Here is a 19119-nt window from a genome sequence, read left to right as displayed (position 1 = left end):
CTGCACTTCCCCACGTTGCCGTAGGGACATAGCTGCCCTCCCGTCCCATACGGTGTGATCGCAGTTGCGCATTCGATGATCAAATGATCACCGACTGCTATCATTTCTTCATGAATACTGATGAGCGGCATCGCCTGATCGGCGAGCTGCTGAGGCATCGGGACCAGATGACCGTGGACGAACTGATGACCGCCTGCGGCGCGTCCGGGGCCACCATCCGGCGCGATCTCGACGTGCTGGCGCTCCATGGCGTCCTCCGCAGGGTGCACGGCGGCGCCCGAAGCCTGGTGCTGCGGGGAGAAAACCCTGCCTACGGCCAGCGCGAGCTGGAGGACCACGCCGTCAAGGTCCGGATTGCCGCCGGCGTGGCGGCCATGCTCCAGGACCGGGGCCACATCTGGCTGGACAGTGGCACCACGGCGACCGAGATCGCCCGCCAGCTGCGCCAGCGCGACATGACCATCATGCCCATGTCGCTGCGGGCCGTCAGCATACTGTCCCCTGAGGATGCGCCCGCGGGTCGGCGTCCCGAGCTCCTGATGCCCGGCGGCAGCCTCATCCCCGGCGAGATGTCCTTCCGCGGACCGATGACGGAATCGAACATCCGCTCGCTGCGCTTCGACACCGCCGTGGTCACTCCCTGCGCCCTGAACCTCAAGGACGGGCTGTTGGCTCACGATCTTGACGACGCCGCCGTGAAGCGCGCCGGCCTCGAATCCGCCGGCAGGGTGATCGTCGCCTGCGCAGGATCCAAGTGGGATGCCAGCGCCGTCGCCCTCGTGGCATCCCTGGATGCCGTGGATGCCATCGTGACGGACCGGCGGCTCAGTCCGGAAGAACATGCCCACCTCGCGCAACACTCAGTGGAAGCAGTGATCGTATGACCAGCACCGCAACCGAGCCGCAACTGAAGGCCGCCGCCGGGGCCACGTTCCTGGTCTTCGGGATCAACGGACTGGTCTTCGCCAGTTGGGCCGCCCGCATCCCCGCGGTGACGGAAATCCTGCACATTACCTCGGGGCAGATGGGAACACTGCTGCTGTGCCTGGCGGTCGGCTCGCTGATCGCCCTGCCCACGGCCGGATTCGTCGTGGGCCGGATCGGCACCGCCAATACGGTCCGCAGTGCAGGGCTGTTTGCCGCGGCGGCCGGCGTCGGCGTGGCGCTTTCCCTGATGGCGGCCTCCGTGCCGGGGACTGCCGCTTCCCTGTTCCTCTTCGGGATCGGCGTCGGGTTGTGGGATGTTTCGCAGAACATCGAAGGCGCCGACGTCGAACACCGGCTTGGGCGCACCATCATGCCGCAGTTCCACGCCGCCTACAGCGGCGGCGCGTTCGTCGGAGCCCTCATCGGTGCCGGACTGTCCACCCTGGGGGTCGGGCTTCCGGAGCACCTGCTGGTCGTCGCCGCGATCGTCGCCGTCCTGACCACCGTGGCCCCGCGCTACTTCCTGCCCCATCAGGCCGACGCCGGGTCCGCCGCCGGAGAAACGGGCCGTGGCAAGGCCGTCTCCGCGTGGCGGGACGGCCGCACGCTCCTGATCGGCGTCGTCGTCCTGGGCGCCACCCTGACCGAAGGCGCCGGCAACGACTGGATTGCCAAGGCTGCGGTCGACGGTCTCGGCGCTGAACAGTCCACGGGCGCGCTCATGTTCGCCGCCTTCGTGCTCGCCATGACGGCCATGCGTTTCTTCGGCGGCCGCGCGATCGACGCCTACGGCCGTGTGGCCGTACTCCGCGCCAGCATGGCCGCAGCGGCTGCGGGCCTCTGCCTCTTCGTGTTCGCCGGCACCATCTGGCTGGCCGCCGCCGGTGCCGTGCTCTGGGGCGTGGGGGCTGCCCTTGCGTTTCCGATCGGGATGTCGGCCGCGGCGGATGACCCCCGGAAGGCGGCCGCACGGGTGTCCGTGGTGTCCACGCTGGGCTACATCGCGTTCCTCGCCGGGCCGCCCCTGCTGGGCTTCCTGGGCGATGCGACGGGGATCAGGACCGCACTGCTGGCGATCGGGATTCCCATTCTCGTGGCCCTGCTGCTCGCCGGCGCCGCGAAGCCGCTGCCCGCCAAGTAGGGAGCCCTGCGAGGCTGATAGCCTGCCGCGGGGCCCTGCCTGCGGCGCTCCGGCTCCGGCAGTATGGTGGTCAGATGCGAACCATGCTGAGGAAAGCTCCCGGCCGCCTGTCGACCCTCGACCGCAAACTTGTGCGCGCCGTGTCCAAGCTGCCGGGCGGTGGCCACGATGAGTTTTTCCGCGGCTTGTCCGCAGCCGCCAACAAAGGCAAGCTCTGGTTCGGCATCGCCGGAGTCCTGGCCCTCGTGCCCGGAAAGACGCGGCGGGCAGCCGTGCACGGGCTCATTGCGCAAGGCGTCGCGTCGGCCGTCACCAACGTGGTGTTCAAGACGCTCCTGCCCCGGAGGCGCCCCCTGCCCGAACACCTGCCGGTCTTCCGCTTCGTCAACCCCCAGCCCACGAGTTCGTCGATGCCGTCGGGCCACTCCGCCTCCGCGGTTGCCTTCGCGCTGGGCGTCGGCATGGTCCGGCCGGGACTCGGAGCGGCGCTGGCGCCTGTCGCGGCCGGGGTGGCCTACTCGCGGGTCCACACGGGGGCCCACTGGCCCTCGGACGTGCTGTTCGGCTCCGCGATCGGCGCCGGGGCGGCCATGGTGACGCGGAAATGGTGGCCTGTCCGGCCGCCGTTCCCGGAGACCCGCCGCAGCGCCCTCCGGGCTCCGGACCTTCCGGAGGGTCAGGGCCTCGGCATCGCGATTAACGCCCTCGGCGGCTCCTATGCCGACGAGACCGCAGACGCCCTCCAGAAAATATTCCCCAAAGCGTATATACAGGAAATCGGCCAGGGCGAGGACATCGCGGCGGAAATAGCCGGCGTCGGGACCCGCCCGGGGATTGTGGCCCTCGGCGTCTGGGGCGGTGACGGAACCGTCGGTACCGCGGCGGCCACCGCTGTCGAACATTCGCTCCCGCTCCTGGTGCTTCCCGGCGGAACGCTCAATCACTTCGCCCGCGACGCCGGGACACCCACCTTGGAGGCGGCCGTCCGGGCGGCATCGCGCGGCGAGGCGGCCGTGGCCGACGTCGGCCACGTGAGCGTTGAGCGAGGGCTCCCCGACAGCCCCGAGCACCTCGAACTGAGCATGCTCAACACCGCCAGCATCGGCCTCTACCCGAACCTGGTCCGCCGGCGCGAACAGCTCCAGCCGGCACTCGGCAAACCCCTCGCCGGTGTGGTGGCCATGTTCCGGACCTTCGCGGCCGGCACCCCCACCACGCTGATCGTCAACGGGGTGCGGCACCGGCTGTGGATCCTCTACATCGGCCGCGGCCGCTACTACCCCCGCGACCACGCGCCGCTGGTGCGCCCCGTGCTGGCCGACGGAGTCCTGGACCTGCGGATGATCACCGCCGACGAGCCGTTCGCCCGGCTGCGGCTGCTCTGGGCCGTGCTGACCGGCACCGTGGCCACCTCCGGGATCACCCACCTCACCGAAACAGACCGGATCACGGTGGAACCAGGGGACGGGCCCATGGTCCTGGCCGTTGACGGTGAGGTCATGCCCGGCGTGCGGAGCGTGGAGTTCGCGGTCCGCCGCGGCGCGCTGACGTACTATTCGCCGCTCGACTGAATCACGCTCGTGCCGCCCCTGCCCGCGGACGGCCTGTCATCCTCCCGGACTACCCTGATTCGCCCCTGAATCATCCCTGAGACCGGCGAAATTCGCCCCCGGCGTCGGTAGCGTGGTGTGCAGACGGGCCCGTGACTGCGGCGCCCCGGACAACAGCCCGCTACGCAAAGGAACGCTTCCATGATCGAAGCACGAGGCCTGACCAAGGTTTACGGCGACAAGACCGCCGTCGCCGGCGTCAACTTCACCGTCGAAGCCGGCCGGGTCACCGGCTTCCTGGGCCCGAACGGGGCCGGAAAATCCACCACCATGCGCATGATCATGGGACTGGACCGGCCGACGTCGGGCTCCGTGACCGTCAACGGATCGCCGCTCACCAAGCACGCCGCCCCGCTGCGGGACGTCGGCGCGCTGCTGGACGCCAAAGCCGTCCACACGAGCCGCTCCGCCTACAACCACCTGCTGGCCATGGCCGCGACGCACAGCATCCCCAAGAAGCGCGTCCACGACGTGATCGAGATGACCGGACTGGCCGAAGTGGCCAGGAAAAAGGTCGGCGGCTTCTCGCTCGGCATGGGCCAGCGGCTGGGCATCGCCGCGGCCCTCCTGGGCGACCCGCAGACCGTCATCCTCGACGAGCCCGTCAACGGTCTCGACCCGGAGGGGGTGGTGTGGGTCCGCAACCTGGTGAAGTACCTGGCCTCCGAGGGGCGCACGGTCTTCCTCTCCAGCCACCTCATGAGTGAAATGGCCGTCACGGCGGACCACCTGATCGTGATCGGCCGCGGGAGGATCATCGCCGACGCCCCGATCCAGGAGATCATCACCGGCAAAGGCCAGGGCCGCACGCGGGTCCGGACCGACCAGCCGGACCGGCTCATGCAGCTGCTGGCCGGAACCGGCGTCTCGGTGGAGGTCCAAGAACGCGAGCTCCTGGAAGTCAAGGGGCTGGACCCCCGGCAGATCGCCACCGCCGCGCTGGAACACCAGGTCATGATCTACGAACTCACGCCGCTCCAGGCCAGCCTCGAGGAGGCCTACATGGAACTGACCAAGGATGAGGTCGAATACCACTCGCTGATCACCACGGGCGCCGATCCCGCCGAAGCCGGAGGCAAGTAAGCCATGAGTTCCACTACCGTTGAATCCACGCCCTCGCCCCGCGGTGCCGACGCCGGCCCCCAACGGTCCGGAGACGGCACCAGTACCGGGCCCGGACCCAGCTTCCCGCGGGTCCTCAACTCCGAATTCATCAAGTTCCGCACCCTGCTCTCCACCCTGATCCTGCTCGGGTCCACGATTGTGGTGATGGTGGGGTTTGGGGCACTCTCCGCCTGGGGAACGGGGCAGTTCTCCGAGGCCGCGGCGCGGGACCCGCAGGCGGCCGCCAGGATCGCGGCGCAGGGAGGGGACCTCGCCGTCGGCGTCCCCACCTCCGGCATCGCCTTCGCCCAGCTCATCCTCGGCTCCCTCGGCGTGCTGCTGATGAGCTCGGAATTCACCACCGGCATGGCCCGGTCCACGTTCGCGGCCGTGCCCAAGCGCATCCCGGCGTTCGCGGCCAAGCTCGTGGTGGTGGTGCTGACGTCCTTCGTGGTCACGGCCGCGTCCACCTTGGCCGCCGGTTTCGTCTCGGTGCCGATCCTGGACAACTACGGCCTTGGCCTTGACCTGGGCAGCTCGCAGTCGGTCAAGATGCTCATCGTCAACAGCATCTACGTGGCAGCCGTCGCGGCGATCGGCCTGGCCCTGGGAACCCTGATCCGCAACTCGGCGGGCGGCATCATGAGCCTGGTGGGCCTGTTCTTCGTGGCACCCATCGCCTTCCAGCTCATTCCGGGGGACTTCTTCGTGGAGGCCCGCAAGTACCTGCCGGGCAACACGGTGGATCCGCTCACGGCTTTGGACCACGTCCCGGACACCCTGGAAGCCTGGCAGGCCGGCCTGGTCCTGGGCGCCTGGGTTGTTGTTCCCGTGATCCTCGCCGGCGTCATGCTCAAGAGGCGGGATGTCTAGGCCTGCAGATCCCGCAGTCTAGGCTCAGAGCATGATCGATGCTGTGCCCGTGAAGGACGCGTCAACCGCTCCGGCCGACGCGTCCTTCGCCGAAATCACCGCACGCCGGCGCGGTTGGCTCCGCCGCTACCTGTTGGCCCGTCCGCGGGTCATGGATGTCCTGGTGGTGCTCTGCTACCTGCTCCTGGTCACGCCCACGGCGGTCGAGTCACTCATTCACGGCGAATGGCAGGTCACCGTGCTGCTCGCGGCGGCCGCTCCGGTCCTGCTTTTCCGGCGCTCCCGCCCGGTGCAGGTAACGGCGGCCGTGGGGGCACTGGAACTGGCCGTCACGTTCCTGCATCCGTGGGGTTCCAATGTCTCCGCCGGGCTCTGGTTTGCGCTGTACGCGGTGGCGGTGGTCCGCAACCGGCGTTTCGCCCTGGCGGCCCTCGCCGTGACGACGGCCCCGCTCGTGCTCCTGTACTTCATGCTCGCGGTTGGCCCGCTGGATGGGCGGCTCCCGGACATGGCCGTCAGCACGCCGGAGAACTTCCAGCTGATCACGAGCATCGCGGCCGCCATCAGCATCACCCTTTCCAACGTGATCGCCACGGGGATCGGGATCTCGGTGCGGCAACGGCGCGAGCACGAGCACGAGATAGCCGCCTGGGCGGCCCGCGCCCAGCAGCTCGGCTCGGTCACCGAACGCAACCGGATCGCACGCGAAATGCACGACGTCGTGGCGCACTCGCTGACCGTCATGATCAGCCTGTCGGACGGCGCCGCCGTCGTGGTCAAGAAGGATCCGCAGCGCGCCGCCGGCGTTCTGGAGGAACTCTCCCGGACGGGACGGACCGCGCTGGCCGACATGCGGCGCGTCCTCGGTGTGCTGCGCGACGATTCCGGCGCGGGACATGCTCCGCGGGAACCGCTCGTGGACGGCGGCAGCCTCGCCAAACTGCTTGAAGGCTTCCGGACCGCAGGCCTGCCGCTGCATTACACGCACACCGGTCCGGCGCTGCCCGGCGATGCAGCGTTCCAGCTGACCGTCTACAGGATCGTGCAGGAGTCGCTGACCAATGTGCTGCGCTACGGGCGTGCGCTGAGCCGCGTGGACGTGGGCATCGTCCGGAACGGTTTGCTCGTGACCATTGACGTGGCCGACGACGGCCGCGGAACCGTGGAATTCGGCGGTCCGGGGGCCGGCGCGCACGCCGATTCACGGGAATCGCTAGGCACCGGCCAGGGAATTGCCGGGATGCGGGAGCGGGCCAAGATCTACGCAGGCACGGTGCAGGCAGGGCATACCGGCAACGGCGGCTGGCGGGTGCACGCGGAACTGAACTGCAATGAAGACACGGCAACTCCACCAGCCGCAACACCAACAGCTCTAATACCAACAGCCGCAACACAAACAAGGGGGAACAGTGGCCGACAAAGAAGCCATACGCGTTCTGCTGGTGGATGACCAGCCGCTGCTTCGGATGGGGTTCCGTCTCATCCTCGAGGGCGAAGATGACTTGTGCATCGTCGGCGAGGCGTCCGACGGCGCCGATGCGGTCCGGCAAGCCCGGGAGCTCGTGCCCGACGTCGTCCTGATGGACGTCCGGATGCCGGTGCTGGACGGGATCGAGGCGACCCGGGCCATTGCGGCCTCGGCGTCCCGCGCCAAGATCATCATCCTGACCACCTTTGACCTCGATGAATACGCCTTTGCCGGGCTGCAGGCCGGGGCCTCGGCGTTCCTGCTCAAGGACGTCGCCCCTGCCGAACTGATCAGTGCCGTGCGGATTGTGGCCAGCGGCGACGCCGTCGTTGCTCCGCGTGTCACGCAGCGGCTGCTGGAGACCTATGTCCGCGGTGCCGGGGGCGGCGCCGACCCGGCGGGGGCGGGCCCGTCCGGGGTGGACGGCGGCGGCGGCCCGGCCGGTAACCCGGCGCGTCCGGCGAGGGATCCCCTGCTGGAGGACCTGACCCCGCGCGAAACCGAAATGCTGGGGGCGATGGCGGAGGGCCTCTCCAACGCCGAAATTGCGCATAGGTACTTCCTGTCCGAGGCCACGGTCAAGACGCACGTGCGCCGGATCCTGACCAAGCTGCACCTCCGCGACCGCGTCCAGGCGGTTGTGTACGCCTATGAGACCGGGCTCGTGGTGCCGAGCAACGCGGATTACTAGCGACTGCTAGCCGAAGCGCACGACCGGCGGAGGCGCCCCGTCGGACGGGCGCCTGCCCGACGGCTGGCGGGGCAGGCGACCTGGTTACCGGCCGGTAGTTTTGAAGCAGTGGTTTCAGGCACATTACCAAATTGCCCTTGAGGCAACTTTGGTTGCTTGCTGCACCTCTTTGTTGGGTCATGGCCCGGTCTGACCCCGCGTCATTTGTAGGACTGCACAAGACGGGCAGTGCGCGAGGCGGTCTAGGGTGAAACGACATTGTGGCCCGCCGCACAGTATGGAACCCATGCATTGCCGGCATAAAAACGGGCCCGGACCCCCCACGAAGGACGGCGCTTCCATGCACGCTGACCAGCAGCTCTCAAAATCACTGAAACCCAGGCATCTATCCATGATCGCCATCGCCGGCGTGATCGGCGCCGGACTGTTTGTCGGTTCGGGCGCCGCGATCCAGCAGGCCGGCCCCGGTATCCTGGTGGCCTACGCCGCGGCGGGACTCGTCGTCATCCTCGTCATGCGCATGCTCGGCGAAATGGCTGCGGCCAACCCGGAAACCGGCTCATTCTCGACCTACGCGGACAAGGCCCTGGGCCGGTGGGCAGGGTTCAGCATCGGCTGGCTCTACGCATGGTTCTGGATCATTGTCCTCGGCATCGAAGCCACGGCGGGGGCGGCCATCATGCACCGCTGGGTACCCGGTATTGACCAGTGGGTTTGGGCTCTTGCCCTGATGGTGCTGCTGACGCTAACCAACCTCGGCTCCGTGAAGTCTTACGGCGAGTTCGAATTCTGGTTCGCGTCCATCAAAGTGGCGGCAATCGTGCTCTTCCTGCTCTTCGGTGTCGCCGCGATCCTGGGCCTCATCCCGGGCGTCCCGGCACCCGGGCTGGACAATTTGATCGGTCACGGCGGGTTTATGCCCAACGGTCCCGGCGCCGTCCTGGCCGGCATCCTCGTCGTCGTCTTCTCCTTCTTCGGGGCGGAAATTGCCACCATCGCCGCCGGCGAATCCGAGAACCCGGTCGACGCCGTCAAGAAGGCCGTGAAATCCACCGTCTGGCGCATCCTCGTCTTCTACATCGGATCCATCGCGATCGTGGTCACCCTGCTTCCCTGGAACTCCGCCTCCGTCGCCAAGAGCCCCTACGTTGCAGTCATCGAACTGTTCGGGATCCCCGGAGCCGGCACCATCATGGACATCGTGGTGCTGACCTCGGTGCTTTCCTGCCTGAACTCGGGCCTCTACACCGCCAGCCGCATGCTGTTCTCGCTGTCGCGGCGCGGGGACGCCCCCCGGTCCTGGATGCGGATCTCCAAGACCGGCGTGCCCTCCTCCGCCGTGCTGGCCTCCACGGTGGTCGGCTTCGTCACGGTCGGCCTGAACTACATCGCCCCGGACACTGTCTTCCTGTTCCTGGTTAACACCTCCGGCGCCATCGCACTGTTCGTGTGGCTCGTGATCGCCGTCTCCCAGCTGATCCTGCGCCGCCGCATGGGCGCCGCCGCCAAGGACCTCCAGCTGAAGATGTGGCTCTTCCCGTACCTGACCTGGGCGGCCATCGTCAGCATCGTCGCGCTCCTGATCGGCATGGTGATCCTGGAATCCACGCGGGAATCGCTGGTCCTCTCGCTGGCACTCGCCGCCGTCGTCGTGGGACTCGGAGTTTTCCGCTACCGCAAGAACGGCGCCAAGGCCACCGTCCCCGCAACGGGTGCTGCTTCTGCCGCTCCCGCCGCTCCTGCCGGGCAGGTCGAGGGCGCTGCGGGCGTGGACGCGGCGAAGGATGCCGACTTGGAGGCAGCAGGGGCCCGAACCGAGGCCTAGGTTTCCGGCGCGGGACCCAGCACCACCGGGACATGCCCAACCCCGGCGCTGAACTGCTCCCCGGAAGTCGGAAATGAATATCCCAGTCCAACTTCCGGGGACCAGTTCAGGCTGAAGGGGGAACATGTCCAGTCGCTGGCCGGATGCGGGATAAGGTGCCGGTGGCCTCCCCCGCCCGCGGCAACCCAGGTGAAACGGCCAGGCACACCAGGCCAGCCACCACCCGTTAGAGAATCCACTTGAGCCGTTGACCTGTCGTTTTGATTGCCATATTCTCCCAGCACAGGCTCTACCCGGCTCGTTAGTGGGGGCACAGTGCCGGAAGTTGGCTCTTCCCTCTGGTCGGAACACGCTATTGCCACGATTGCTCAGGTGACCGGAGAAAAGGCGGGAAATGCATGGATGTGGGAGCCAAGGGACTTGCAGCCGCAAGCAATGCGCAGGATCGGGACACTCGCACAGGGACTAGGGCGTATGTGCGGTCACTGGGAAAATGGGTACCTGTTTCCCTGCTCGTCATCTGGGTGGCCCTGCTCCCGCGGATTATCCCGGGTACCAGCAGCGACCGAGGCATCTTCGTTTCGGTGGCCGAGCGGCTCCTGGCCGGAGACACCCTGTACCGCGACGTTTGGGACAACAAGGATCCACTGTTCTACTACAGCCTCGCTTTGGGCAGGACGATCTCACCGTACGCGGATATCCTCCTGGAACTCACGTGGATCGTGAGTGCCGGGACTGCCGTCTATGTACTGGCCCGGAAGCTGGGGTGTAACGCTCCCGGGGCGCTGTTTGCCGCTTTCGGGATGACGCCCCTGATCCTGACCGGTGGGCTGTACCGGCCCGGGTACACCCATTTGCCGGGGACGGCGCTTGTCCTCTTGGTCTTGGCAGCCACCGTTTCACGGCGGTTTGCGGCAGCTGGCTTCCTGCTGGCAATTCTCGCCTGTCTGAAGCTGGTTATGCTGCCGATCGCTTTGCTGCTGATCCTCACGGTCATCACCCTCCGCAAGGAATGGCGCGCTCTGGTCCCAGGCAGCGCCGCCTTTGCCTTGTGCGCGGCAGCCTTGGCGGGCTTGTTGTACGCCCGGGGGGAATTGTTCCCTTACCTTCAGGCACAGCTGGCAAACGTCTCTTACTCGCAAGGTGACCTTGTGGACGAGCGGTGGGGCTCCTTCGTCGGGCACTTGATGCTCGTAGCATCGATTGATGCCGTTGTGGTTGCGACGGCCGTCGCAGGGGCCATCGTCTGGGTGTTTGCAGAGAACCGCCTCGCCGGGGGCACGCGTCCCGTGGAACGACGCAGCCTGATGTTGTGGGCCTGCGCGGCAACTGCATTGGTCGCGGCGCTGGTGGTACTGGGGTTTACCGGTATGTGGGACCATCACGGTCAGGTCCTCTACGTTCCTGCGATCCTTGTCGGGGTCGGTGCTGTCCAAAGGTTCCAGTCTGGCTTCAACGTCAGGTCCAAGCTCCACATGGCAGCCCTCGTGGGCCTGATAGTGGCGCTCTCCGGGCCAACCGCACCCTTGCGGTATGGTGGAGCCGCACTGATCTCCGGTCCCCGTTCCTTGGCCGCCCTGAACGATGTGTCCGCGGAAGCCCGGGCCGTCCTGTCCGTGGGTCCCTCAGGAACCTATGCGCGACTTGGCGCGAACGACGACGACGGCCATGCCTATGGACTGCGGGACTGGAAATTGGCTTGTCCCCGGTTCCAGCAGTACGCCTTCGATACTGCGGAGGTCCTCAACAGTGTGGCCGAGTGCCTGCCGAGGGCGGAGGTGATCCTCCTGTCACCGGCAGCGGGGCCAAAAGATGGAGATCCGACCTGGAACGCCTATTGGGCCAAGGTGGAGTCGACGCTTCGGGACGGCTATGCCTGCGAAAAATGGCAGGACGAGCGTATCTGCACACGCCGCGACGGCAAATAAAGCGTGATAGCCAATTTGCACACGGTCTGAGCCGTCCCGGGCCGGGCTAGACTCGAAACCATGCCAACACCGAGCTCTGCCGCAGACCACATCCAGGACCTCGGCGCCTACGTCAGCGCGTCGCCGTCGAGCTTCCACGCCGTCCACGAGGCCGCGCGCCGGCTGGACGAGGCAGGCTTCACCGGCCTCGACGAGCTGCGGCCCTGGGCGGCACCCGCCGCCACGGCCGGCAAGTTCTACGTGATGCGCGACGGCGCCCTCATCGCCTGGGTGCTGCCCCCGGCCGCCGGCCCGACCACGGGATTCAATATCCTCGGCGCCCACACGGATTCGCCGTCGTTCAAACTCAAGCCCAAGCCCACCACGGGCAAGTTCGGCTGGCTGCAGGCCGGCGTCGAGGTCTACGGCGGCCCCCTCCTGAACTCCTGGCTGGACCGCGAACTGCAGCTCGCAGGGAGGCTCGTCATGCGCGACGGCGCGCAGCACCTCACGGCCACGGGGCCGCTGCTGCGTTTCCCGCAGCTCGCCATCCACCTGGACCGGGCAGTGAACGAAGGCCTGGCCCTGGACAAGCAGCAGCACATGAATCCGGTGTTCGGGCTCGGCGATCCGGCCGGCGAGGACCTGCTCGGCCTCCTCGCGGCGAGGGTCACGGACGCGGACGTGGATCCGGCGCAGATCGGCGGGTACGACGTCGTCATCGCGGACACCCAGGCCCCAGCGGTGTTCGGCGCGAAACGCGAATTCTTCGCCTCCGGCCGGCTCGATAACCTCTCCGCGACGCACGCCGGGCTCACGGCGCTAATCGCCCACGCCGGCACGCCCCTGCCGGAGGGTGCACCGATCGCCGTGCTGGCAGCCTTCGACCACGAGGAAATCGGCTCCGCATCACGCTCCGGCGCCTGCGGACCGGTCCTTGAAGACATTCTGGTGCGGATCTCCGACGGGCTCGGGGCTTCGGCGAGCCAGCGGCGGCAGGCCTTTGCGGGGTCGTTCTGTGTCTCCGCGGACGCGGGCCATGCAGTCCACCCGAACTACCCGGAACGGCACGACCCCGCCAACCGGCCGGTCCTGAACGGCGGCCCCCTGCTGAAGATCAACGCCAACCAGCGCTATGCCACCGACGCCGCCGGGGCCGCCCTCTGGGCGCGGCTGTGCACCGACGCCGGCATCCCGTACCAGGAATTCGTCTCCAACAACGTGATGCCGTGCGGCTCCACGATCGGCCCCCTGACCGCCACCCGGCTGGGGATCCGGACGGTCGACGTCGGGGTGCCCCTGCTCTCGATGCACTCGGCGCGCGAGCTGTGCGGGGTCGAGGACCCGCACCGGCTGGCCACGGTGACCGAGCTGTTCTTCCGCACGGCGGCGTAAAGGTCCGGGCTCCGGTCCGCACCACAAAGTTGGTGCGGATAGCCACATAGTCGCCAGGAATGCCTAGCGAATACGGCCGGCCATGCCTACGGTTGAAAAATACGGATGCTCCGCGGGCATGCGGCCTCATGGATCCGGGTCGCATGGCGGAGAGACTCACCGTCTCACCACCCGCGGGACACCTGTAACAACTAACTGAATGCGACAGCGGGTGCCGGGAAGCCGGTGCCTCTGGCAGGAACAGGGGGAGTGCAGACCCCCGGATCATGCCGCTGCGTGGCTGTGCCGCGACTGATGGAGCCGAAAATGAAGTCTGCATTAGAATTTTTCTCCCGCAAACGGTTTTCGTTGGCCTGTTTTGGGACTGGACGATCGTGACGGCCACATTGGGCCGATTGATCGCGCCGGGCAAACGTGTCTTATGGGTATCTTCAAGCGGTGGACACCTGGCCGAACTGAAGAAGATTGCCGACCTGTATCCGGGTCCAGATACAGAATCCGTGTGGGTCACCTTTGACACCCCTCAGGCGCGGTCCATGCTTGCTGGCCACAACGTGCGCTTCATTTCCCCCGTTGGAACCCGGGATGCGCAGGGCACATTGCGCACGCTATTGACCGCATACAGAATTCTTCGAAGCGGGTCATTCGACTACGTGGTGAGCACCGGAGCCGCAGTGGCCGTCTCCTTCCTGCCGCTCGCTTCCGCAATGGGCGTCCGAGCGCTTTATGTGGAGAGTTTGACGAGAACACATGCGGCGTCGACCACGGGCAGGATCCTTGGCTTGTTTCCCGCCGTGCGGACCTACACCCAGTATGAACGCTGGGCGAATGACCGGTGGAAATACGCAGGATCCGTGCTGGACAATTGGGAAGTCCGGTCCCGGGGCGACGGCACCCCCGTCAGGAATGTGCTGATTAGCCTGGGCACCATCCAGCCGTATCGATTCGACCGCGCCGTCGATGCGATGAAGGCAATGCTGCCCGACGATTGTTCAGTGACGTGGCAGCTCGGAGCCACGTCACGCCATGACCTGCCCGGAGCGGCACATCGTGAATTGCCCTGGTCGGAGATGGGGCAACTCATAAGGGAGGCAGACGCCTTTGTTTGCCATGCCGGTGTGGGTTCTGTCCTGCAGGCGTTGGACAACGGAGCCGTTCCTGTCCTAGCTGTTCGGTCGGCGCATAACCGTGAGCATGTCGACGACCACCAGGAGTACTTTGCCCGGGAAATTCTTAGCAGGGGCCTTGGCAGGGCCCTTGACTTGTCGGACAGCGGTAATGCAGTGCTTGATGAAGTGGCGCGGTTAGAGCCGCACAAATCGACCGGGGAGAGTGCCGCAACGGCGTTTCCGACCGTGCCAGTCTTGCCGGGCCCGGACCTGCTGAGGAGTTTCCGGGCGCGTGGCCCCAGGCGGCCGAGAATCGTCACCCAGGAACCCCAACGTGATGGAGTATCGCTGGACTCGATGGCGGCAGGCGGGGCCAAAAGCGTAGCCGGAGGGGACAGATCTGATGGATGACAAAAGATTGCGGGTATTACTCGTGCCAAACTCACTATTCTTTCCGCCATACCTCGACGACTTGCGCGAGTTGGAACGTCAAGGGGCCATTCCGCGCAGTTGGGTGCACGATATTGACGCTGAAGTGGAATATCTGGACCAGCGCCTTCAGACGAATCCGCCCAAGTGGCGGCAATCGATCTATAAGCGATTGCCGATGTGGGTTGTCCAGGTCCTGGAGGTATACCGAACTGGGCGAAAATACGACGTTGTCTTCTTTTGGAGCGTTGCCAATGTGGCGCTCGTGCTGGCGCTGCTGCTCAAAGTGACATTCCGACGCATGACGATCGTAGCCCTCTTCACCAGAATTTCTGAGCCCAAGAAAGCCAGATTGCTCAAACTGGTGCATAGCAGAATAACCAAGATAATCCTGCCCCCGGCAACTCAGCGCGAGATTGCGGAACTCGAACTCGGCATTCCTGCAGAAAAGCTCATTGGCTTGCCGTGGACAACCGATTCTGAATTCTGGAGCGGACGCGGTCAGACTCCTGAACGCTCCATGGTTTGTGCCGCCGGCGGTGAGATGCGTGACTATCGTACTCTTGTGAAGGCCTTGGAGGGACTGGATATTCCCTGTCATATTGCCGGCGCGCTGGATACGTCACGGCAAGACTGGTGGAACTCTTCATCCGGAGAATGCGACGCCGGGGAAAGTATTCCGGCAAATGTAACGTTTGGCACAATGCCGCCTTCTCAGTTGCGGGCGATGTACGCTAAATGCCGCCTGGTGATTGTTCCTCTCAAACCGACGAACAGTGACAACGGCATCACGTGCATGAATGAGGCTTGGTCAATGGGCCGGCCGGTCATTGTTTCTGATGTGGAGGGGCAACGGGGGGCGTTTACTGAAGGGCGCGAGGGGCTCTGGGTTCCCGCGGGGGACGTGGAGGCATTGCGGGCGGCAATTGTTTCGCTATGGAACGATCCGGAGCGGGCCGACAGGATGGGGGCGGCAGGCCGCCTGTTGGTGGAGCAAAGCAAAGACAACCGCATTTTCAGCGACGGCATTAGCCGCGTCATAGCAGAAGCGGCTACGGGGTCTTAAAGGCTGCATGGTAAGTCCGCCCGACTTGGCTCACGCGTCCTTAAATTCGCGGTCTGGGCCGCTTAGGAGATTTCGGACAGCGGATTAGTGGTTTTCTGTGCGCTGCCGCGGGCGGCTGCTGGTAACTGTAGTGGACCTCGTTGGGGTAGCGGTAGTCCAGGGCGGAGTGCCGGCGCCGGCTGTTGTAGAAGCCCTCGATGTAGCGGATGACATCCCGCTTGGCCTGGGCCTTGGTGGCGTAGACCGTGCGGTGGACGCGCTCGTTCTTCAGCGCCGAGAAGAACGTCTCCGCTGCGGCATTGTCCCGGCACACCCCTGTGCGGCCCATCGACGAACGCATGCCCAGGCCCGCCACGAGGGCCCGGAAGGATGCGGAGGTGTATTGGCTGCCCCGGTCCGAGTGCCAGATCGCGCCGGGGCGGATGAGCGTGGATGCCGCGGCGTTCCGGAGCGCGGATTCGACCAGCTCGGCGCGCATGTGGTCGGCGACGGCCCAGCCCACGACCTTCTTCGAAAAGCAGTCGATGACAGTGGCCAGGTAGACGAAGCCCTGCCAGGTGTGGATGTAGGTGATGTCGCCGACGAACTTCTCCCCGGGACGGTCCGCGGTGAAGTCCCGGCGGACCAGGTCAGGGATCTTCGCCGCGGCTTCAGCGTCCGCTTCCGTGGTGGTGCGGAACGGGCGCGGCTGGCACGGCACCAGGTTGTTGGCACGCATGATCTGGCGGACCAGCTCCGGGGAGCATTCGGTGCCCTCCGCGGCCAGGTCCGCGTGGATCCGCCGGTAGCCGTACGTGCCGCCGGAGGAGGCGAAGAAGTGCTTCACCCGCTCCGTGAGCACGTCCCTGCGCGCCGCGGTGGCCGAAAGGGGGCGGGAGCGCCAGTGGTAGAACCCGGACCGGGACACCCCGAGCCAGCGGCACATCTTCAGCAACGGCGGCGCGTCCGGGGACCGGGTCTGGGAATCGATGAATTCATACTTCGCCACTACCGTGGATCCCGCGCGAAGTATGCAGCGGCTTTTTTCAGGAACGCGGTCGCCGCACGCAGCTCCTGGTTCTCCCGTTCCAGCTCCTTCAGCCGGGCCCGCTCCGAGCCCGTCAGCGGAGCCTCGGTGGCGGCTGTGTCGTGTTCCTGCCGGTACTTCTTCAGCCAGTTACGCAGCGTCTCGGCACCGACCCCGTACGAGTCGGCGACGGACTTGATCGTTTTCGACGTCGAGACGACTTCCTCGCACAGCTGGTCCTTGAACTCCTGGCTGAACCGGCGACGTGATGCAGGCATTCTGCACATTCCTCATTTCAGTAGTCCCCCGATTTTAAGGGGGTCCACTGTCCGAGAACTCCGTGGCGGCCCAGTCCGACCCGGCAGGCGCCGCCCCGCAGGATCCTGGGGGCTGTTCCGTTCGGCCGCGCACTCGGGCAACAAGCCGCAGGTTTCCTGGCCCTGCGCAGGTGAGCATGGGCAGGGCATTGAAGAGCGGCATTCGGCGCCTCACCAACAGACTCAGATGCTTTGCTCGCCGCGGCCGCGCACCGCCCTCCTGCGAGGTCACACTCAACCGTGCCTAGGTGCGAAGAGCCGGTTTCTTTCGGCTCGTGGTGAAGCGCTCCGTGACCAACGGAACGCCGACGGCAAGCCCCAGAGTCAGCAGGACGAGGGCAACGACCGCCCGATCATTGCGCACGGAAACATGGGTCACGTAAGGCAGTCCGGGAGATAGTTCGGTACTTATTTGGGCAGCTGTCTGAATGCCGTTGTCCGTTTGGGTTTGCGACGACAGGTCGGAAATTCTTCCCACGAGTTGATTGAGCATTTTGGTGGCTGCTTCGGCGGAGTCGGCAACAACTTCCACGGTGATCACTGGCCGGCTGAAGCTCAATTGCCACTGACCGCCGGAGCTGGGAATGTACACGGCATGGGTGTTTCGGGCGCCCGTTCCGTACAGGGGTGCCGATGTGCTGCGTGGAGCGGTGCTGGGCTGCTCGGCATTGATTCGGTGTTCGATAATCGCGGCAAACGACAGCGTCTGGGCTGGATCTGCTTGGAGGAGGTTCCCGCCAAAAAGCGATGGCGGAGGCAGGAAGAGTACATCCGCGCGGCTGTAAAACACTCCTTCCACACCCCTGGCGGCAAATGTCACTGGGAGCATCATGAGAACGACAAGGAGTGCCAGGAGCCGTCTGCGCAAGATGGTGCTGGCGTTGGCTCTGATGCGGTAAAACAACCGGGTCCAAGTGCCCATTATCGTTCCTCTATTGTCTCAAAACCCTTGCTGGGTATGTTGCAGTAACAGCCGCACAGTCCCATGACCATGAAGAGCGTGCCGCAGGCCTGCGAGAAGGCGAAAGCGTCGAAAAAGGCAAGAATCATGCCGCCGGCAAGCATGGACGCGAACAGCGCCGGTCCCAGTCCCCGCATGGGTTGAGTGTTCCATGACCGCCGGCGCTTCAAGGGGATGATCATTGCTGCAAGTACCAACGCCAGCAGAGATGCCAGTCCCACGACGCCGATTTCAATGGTGCTGAGCAGATATTGGTTGTCGACGATTCGGTAGGCCGGCGTGAAGGTTCCAAAACCGCGCCCGAATAGTGGACTGATGGAAATGAACGACAGTGCCGTGCCGTAGCTGTCCGTCCTGGACGTGACGCTGGTGTCGTGTTCGGTAAACATGGCGAGGATGGTGCTCGCCATCCCCGGCACGACCAGGTAGAGTGCCAGCGATCCGCAGGCAGCTGCGGCGATCATGGCTATGCGGGCAGCGCGGGGCCAGGAGGGAAGGAGCACCAGAAAGACGGCAGCCGTGGCGAGGAGCGCCGATCGTGTAACGGATAGGGCGGAGGCCATGGTGATCAGCACCACGGGGCTCCAGCGGGGAATGGCTGGCCGTTGCTTGTCATGAATGGCCATAGCCAGGGCCAGCGGCAGGATCATGGTCAGGACCACCGAATACTCCAGTGGGTGGAGGGCTGTCGAGACGGCCCGCGGAAAGCCGTTCCGCGCGTTGATCCCCGCGTCAACGGATGCTGTGAGCCCTGGGATCTGGATCGTGTCAACGAAGCTTGTTCCCGTAAAGAACTGCACGATTCCGAGGCCGGCATACGCGGCCCCCAACCAGCAAAGGCGGCGCGTCAGCAGCAGCAGACGCGCTTCGGTGGTAATGCCGTCATTTGCGACAAGAAGGATCCCCACCAAGGCCGCAACGCGGACCAGCCCCAGGTCCGCGACGCTTGCGTCGGCGGCGGTCAGCGGAGTCAGCGCCGACACCGCGTAGCTGGCCACACAGGCCCCGAAGAACGTGAAGGCGCCGACGCGGACCCATTGGATCTTGGGACGCAGCACGGGGGTTGCGACGTTGATTTGGTGCCAGCCCCACCAGAGCAAGGCTGCGGTGGCAAGGAGGGATGCCAGTGATCCTGCGCCCCCCAGGGGCGCAATGCGCCGGTCAGACGGGACCACATACAGCAGGACCGCATAGGCCGTCAGGACCGTTGTGGCGTCAGGCCGGATCCGGCCGAGCTCACCGCGAAGCTCGGCCAGACGGGCCAGAGCTGGTGTTCCAACGTTGGACATG

Annotated in this window: 14 protein-coding genes and 1 pseudogene; 12 read left to right on the top strand and 3 right to left on the bottom strand. The window is 65.8% G+C overall.

Features of this window, described 5'->3' with window-relative positions; translation table 11 throughout:
- The first annotated feature begins 110 nt into the window (after nt 1-110).
- From ABD243_RS09980 to ABD243_RS09925, 12 genes are all read left to right on the top strand, one after another.
- Nucleotides 111-884, top strand: a complete 774-nt coding sequence (locus ABD243_RS09980) for a DeoR/GlpR family DNA-binding transcription regulator (RefSeq protein ID WP_344364930.1) — start codon at nt 111-113, stop codon at nt 882-884.
- Entirely contained in the window at nt 881-2068 is a 1188-nt protein-coding gene (locus ABD243_RS09975) for an MFS transporter (RefSeq protein WP_344364927.1), read from the top strand. Before ABD243_RS09980 ends, ABD243_RS09975 begins: the two co-directional genes overlap by 4 nt.
- A 74-nt stretch (nt 2069-2142) precedes the next feature.
- On the top strand, nt 2143-3639 hold the full coding sequence (locus tag ABD243_RS09970) for a bifunctional phosphatase PAP2/diacylglycerol kinase family protein (RefSeq protein WP_344364925.1): 1497 nt from the start codon (nt 2143-2145) through the stop codon (nt 3637-3639).
- Between the two features lie 180 nt (nt 3640-3819).
- The gene (locus ABD243_RS09965) at nt 3820-4761 is read left to right on the top strand and encodes an ABC transporter ATP-binding protein (protein ID WP_344364923.1); all 942 of its coding nucleotides are present in this window, start codon (nt 3820-3822) and stop codon (nt 4759-4761) included.
- A 3-nt stretch (nt 4762-4764) separates the two neighbouring features.
- Nucleotides 4765-5655 (top strand): ABC transporter permease, encoded by an 891-nt coding sequence (locus ABD243_RS09960; protein WP_344364920.1) that lies wholly within the window; start codon nt 4765-4767, stop codon nt 5653-5655.
- A 31-nt stretch (nt 5656-5686) separates the two neighbouring features.
- Complete coding sequence (locus ABD243_RS09955) at nt 5687-7105, top strand: sensor histidine kinase (RefSeq protein WP_344364918.1); 1419 nt, start codon at nt 5687-5689, stop codon at nt 7103-7105.
- Between the two features lie 16 nt (nt 7106-7121).
- Nucleotides 7122-7814: a response regulator gene (locus tag ABD243_RS09950; protein WP_344365308.1), complete on the top strand. Its 693-nt coding sequence runs from the start codon at nt 7122-7124 to the stop codon at nt 7812-7814.
- A 340-nt stretch (nt 7815-8154) separates the two neighbouring features.
- Nucleotides 8155-9639: an amino acid permease gene (locus ABD243_RS09945; protein ID WP_344364916.1), complete on the top strand. Its 1485-nt coding sequence runs from the start codon at nt 8155-8157 to the stop codon at nt 9637-9639.
- Nucleotides 9640-10115: 476 nt separating this feature from the next.
- On the top strand, nt 10116-11567 hold the full coding sequence (locus ABD243_RS09940) for a hypothetical protein (RefSeq protein ID WP_344364913.1): 1452 nt from the start codon (nt 10116-10118) through the stop codon (nt 11565-11567).
- Between the two features lie 60 nt (nt 11568-11627).
- A complete protein-coding gene (locus ABD243_RS09935) occupies nt 11628-12941 on the top strand; it encodes a M18 family aminopeptidase (protein ID WP_344364911.1) in 1314 nt (437 codons plus the stop codon).
- 266 nt (nt 12942-13207) lie between these two features.
- Nucleotides 13208-14461 (top strand): glycosyltransferase, encoded by a 1254-nt coding sequence (locus ABD243_RS09930; RefSeq protein WP_344364908.1) that lies wholly within the window; start codon nt 13208-13210, stop codon nt 14459-14461.
- On the top strand, nt 14454-15545 hold the full coding sequence (locus ABD243_RS09925; protein WP_344364906.1) for a glycosyltransferase family 4 protein: 1092 nt from the start codon (nt 14454-14456) through the stop codon (nt 15543-15545). Before ABD243_RS09930 ends, ABD243_RS09925 begins: the two co-directional genes overlap by 8 nt.
- Nucleotides 15546-15645: 100 nt before the next feature.
- On the opposite strand, the pseudogene ABD243_RS09920 reads toward ABD243_RS09925, so the two are convergent.
- The 3 genes and pseudogenes from ABD243_RS09920 to ABD243_RS09910 form a co-directional block, all read right to left on the bottom strand.
- Nucleotides 15646-16829 (bottom strand): annotated as a pseudogene (locus tag ABD243_RS09920) (IS3 family transposase); the annotation flags it as partial.
- A gap of 283 nt (nt 16830-17112) precedes the next feature.
- Nucleotides 17113-17790, bottom strand: coding sequence for a hypothetical protein (locus tag ABD243_RS09915; RefSeq protein ID WP_344364903.1), 678 nt, complete (start codon nt 17788-17790; stop codon nt 17113-17115).
- Complete coding sequence (locus ABD243_RS09910) at nt 17790-19118, bottom strand: O-antigen ligase family protein (protein WP_344364900.1); 1329 nt, start codon at nt 19116-19118, stop codon at nt 17790-17792. The genes ABD243_RS09915 and ABD243_RS09910 overlap by 1 nt, the downstream gene beginning before the upstream one ends.
- Nucleotide 19119: the final 1 nt, after the last annotated feature.

This window comes from Arthrobacter humicola, from assembly GCF_039531445.1.
Lineage (GTDB): Bacteria > Actinomycetota > Actinomycetes > Actinomycetales > Micrococcaceae > Arthrobacter > Arthrobacter humicola.
Note: the sequence above shows the minus strand (reverse complement) of the source record. Positions and strands in the feature narration are given on the sequence as shown.

Excerpts from the sequence above, each read along its gene's own strand:
- ABD243_RS09975 (WP_344364927.1), top strand. The coding sequence starts at position 881 with ATGACCAGCACCGCAACCGAGCCGCAACTGAAGGCCGCCGCCGGGGCC.
- ABD243_RS09955 (WP_344364918.1), top strand. The coding sequence starts at position 5,687 with ATGATCGATGCTGTGCCCGTGAAGGACGCGTCAACCGCTCCGGCCGAC.
- ABD243_RS09925 (WP_344364906.1), top strand. The coding sequence starts at position 14,454 with ATGGATGACAAAAGATTGCGGGTATTACTCGTGCCAAACTCACTATTC.
- ABD243_RS09915 (WP_344364903.1), bottom strand. The coding sequence starts at position 17,790 with ATGGGCACTTGGACCCGGTTGTTTTACCGCATCAGAGCCAACGCCAGC.
- ABD243_RS09965 (WP_344364923.1), top strand. The coding sequence starts at position 3,820 with ATGATCGAAGCACGAGGCCTGACCAAGGTTTACGGCGACAAGACCGCC.
- ABD243_RS09910 (WP_344364900.1), bottom strand. The coding sequence starts at position 19,118 with ATGTCCAACGTTGGAACACCAGCTCTGGCCCGTCTGGCCGAGCTTCGC.
- ABD243_RS09960 (WP_344364920.1), top strand. The coding sequence starts at position 4,765 with ATGAGTTCCACTACCGTTGAATCCACGCCCTCGCCCCGCGGTGCCGAC.
- ABD243_RS09945 (WP_344364916.1), top strand. The coding sequence starts at position 8,155 with ATGCACGCTGACCAGCAGCTCTCAAAATCACTGAAACCCAGGCATCTA.
- ABD243_RS09970 (WP_344364925.1), top strand. The coding sequence starts at position 2,143 with ATGCGAACCATGCTGAGGAAAGCTCCCGGCCGCCTGTCGACCCTCGAC.
- ABD243_RS09930 (WP_344364908.1), top strand. The coding sequence starts at position 13,208 with ATGCCGCTGCGTGGCTGTGCCGCGACTGATGGAGCCGAAAATGAAGTC.
- ABD243_RS09980 (WP_344364930.1), top strand. The coding sequence starts at position 111 with ATGAATACTGATGAGCGGCATCGCCTGATCGGCGAGCTGCTGAGGCAT.
- ABD243_RS09950 (WP_344365308.1), top strand. The coding sequence starts at position 7,122 with ATGGGGTTCCGTCTCATCCTCGAGGGCGAAGATGACTTGTGCATCGTC.
- ABD243_RS09935 (WP_344364911.1), top strand. The coding sequence starts at position 11,628 with ATGCCAACACCGAGCTCTGCCGCAGACCACATCCAGGACCTCGGCGCC.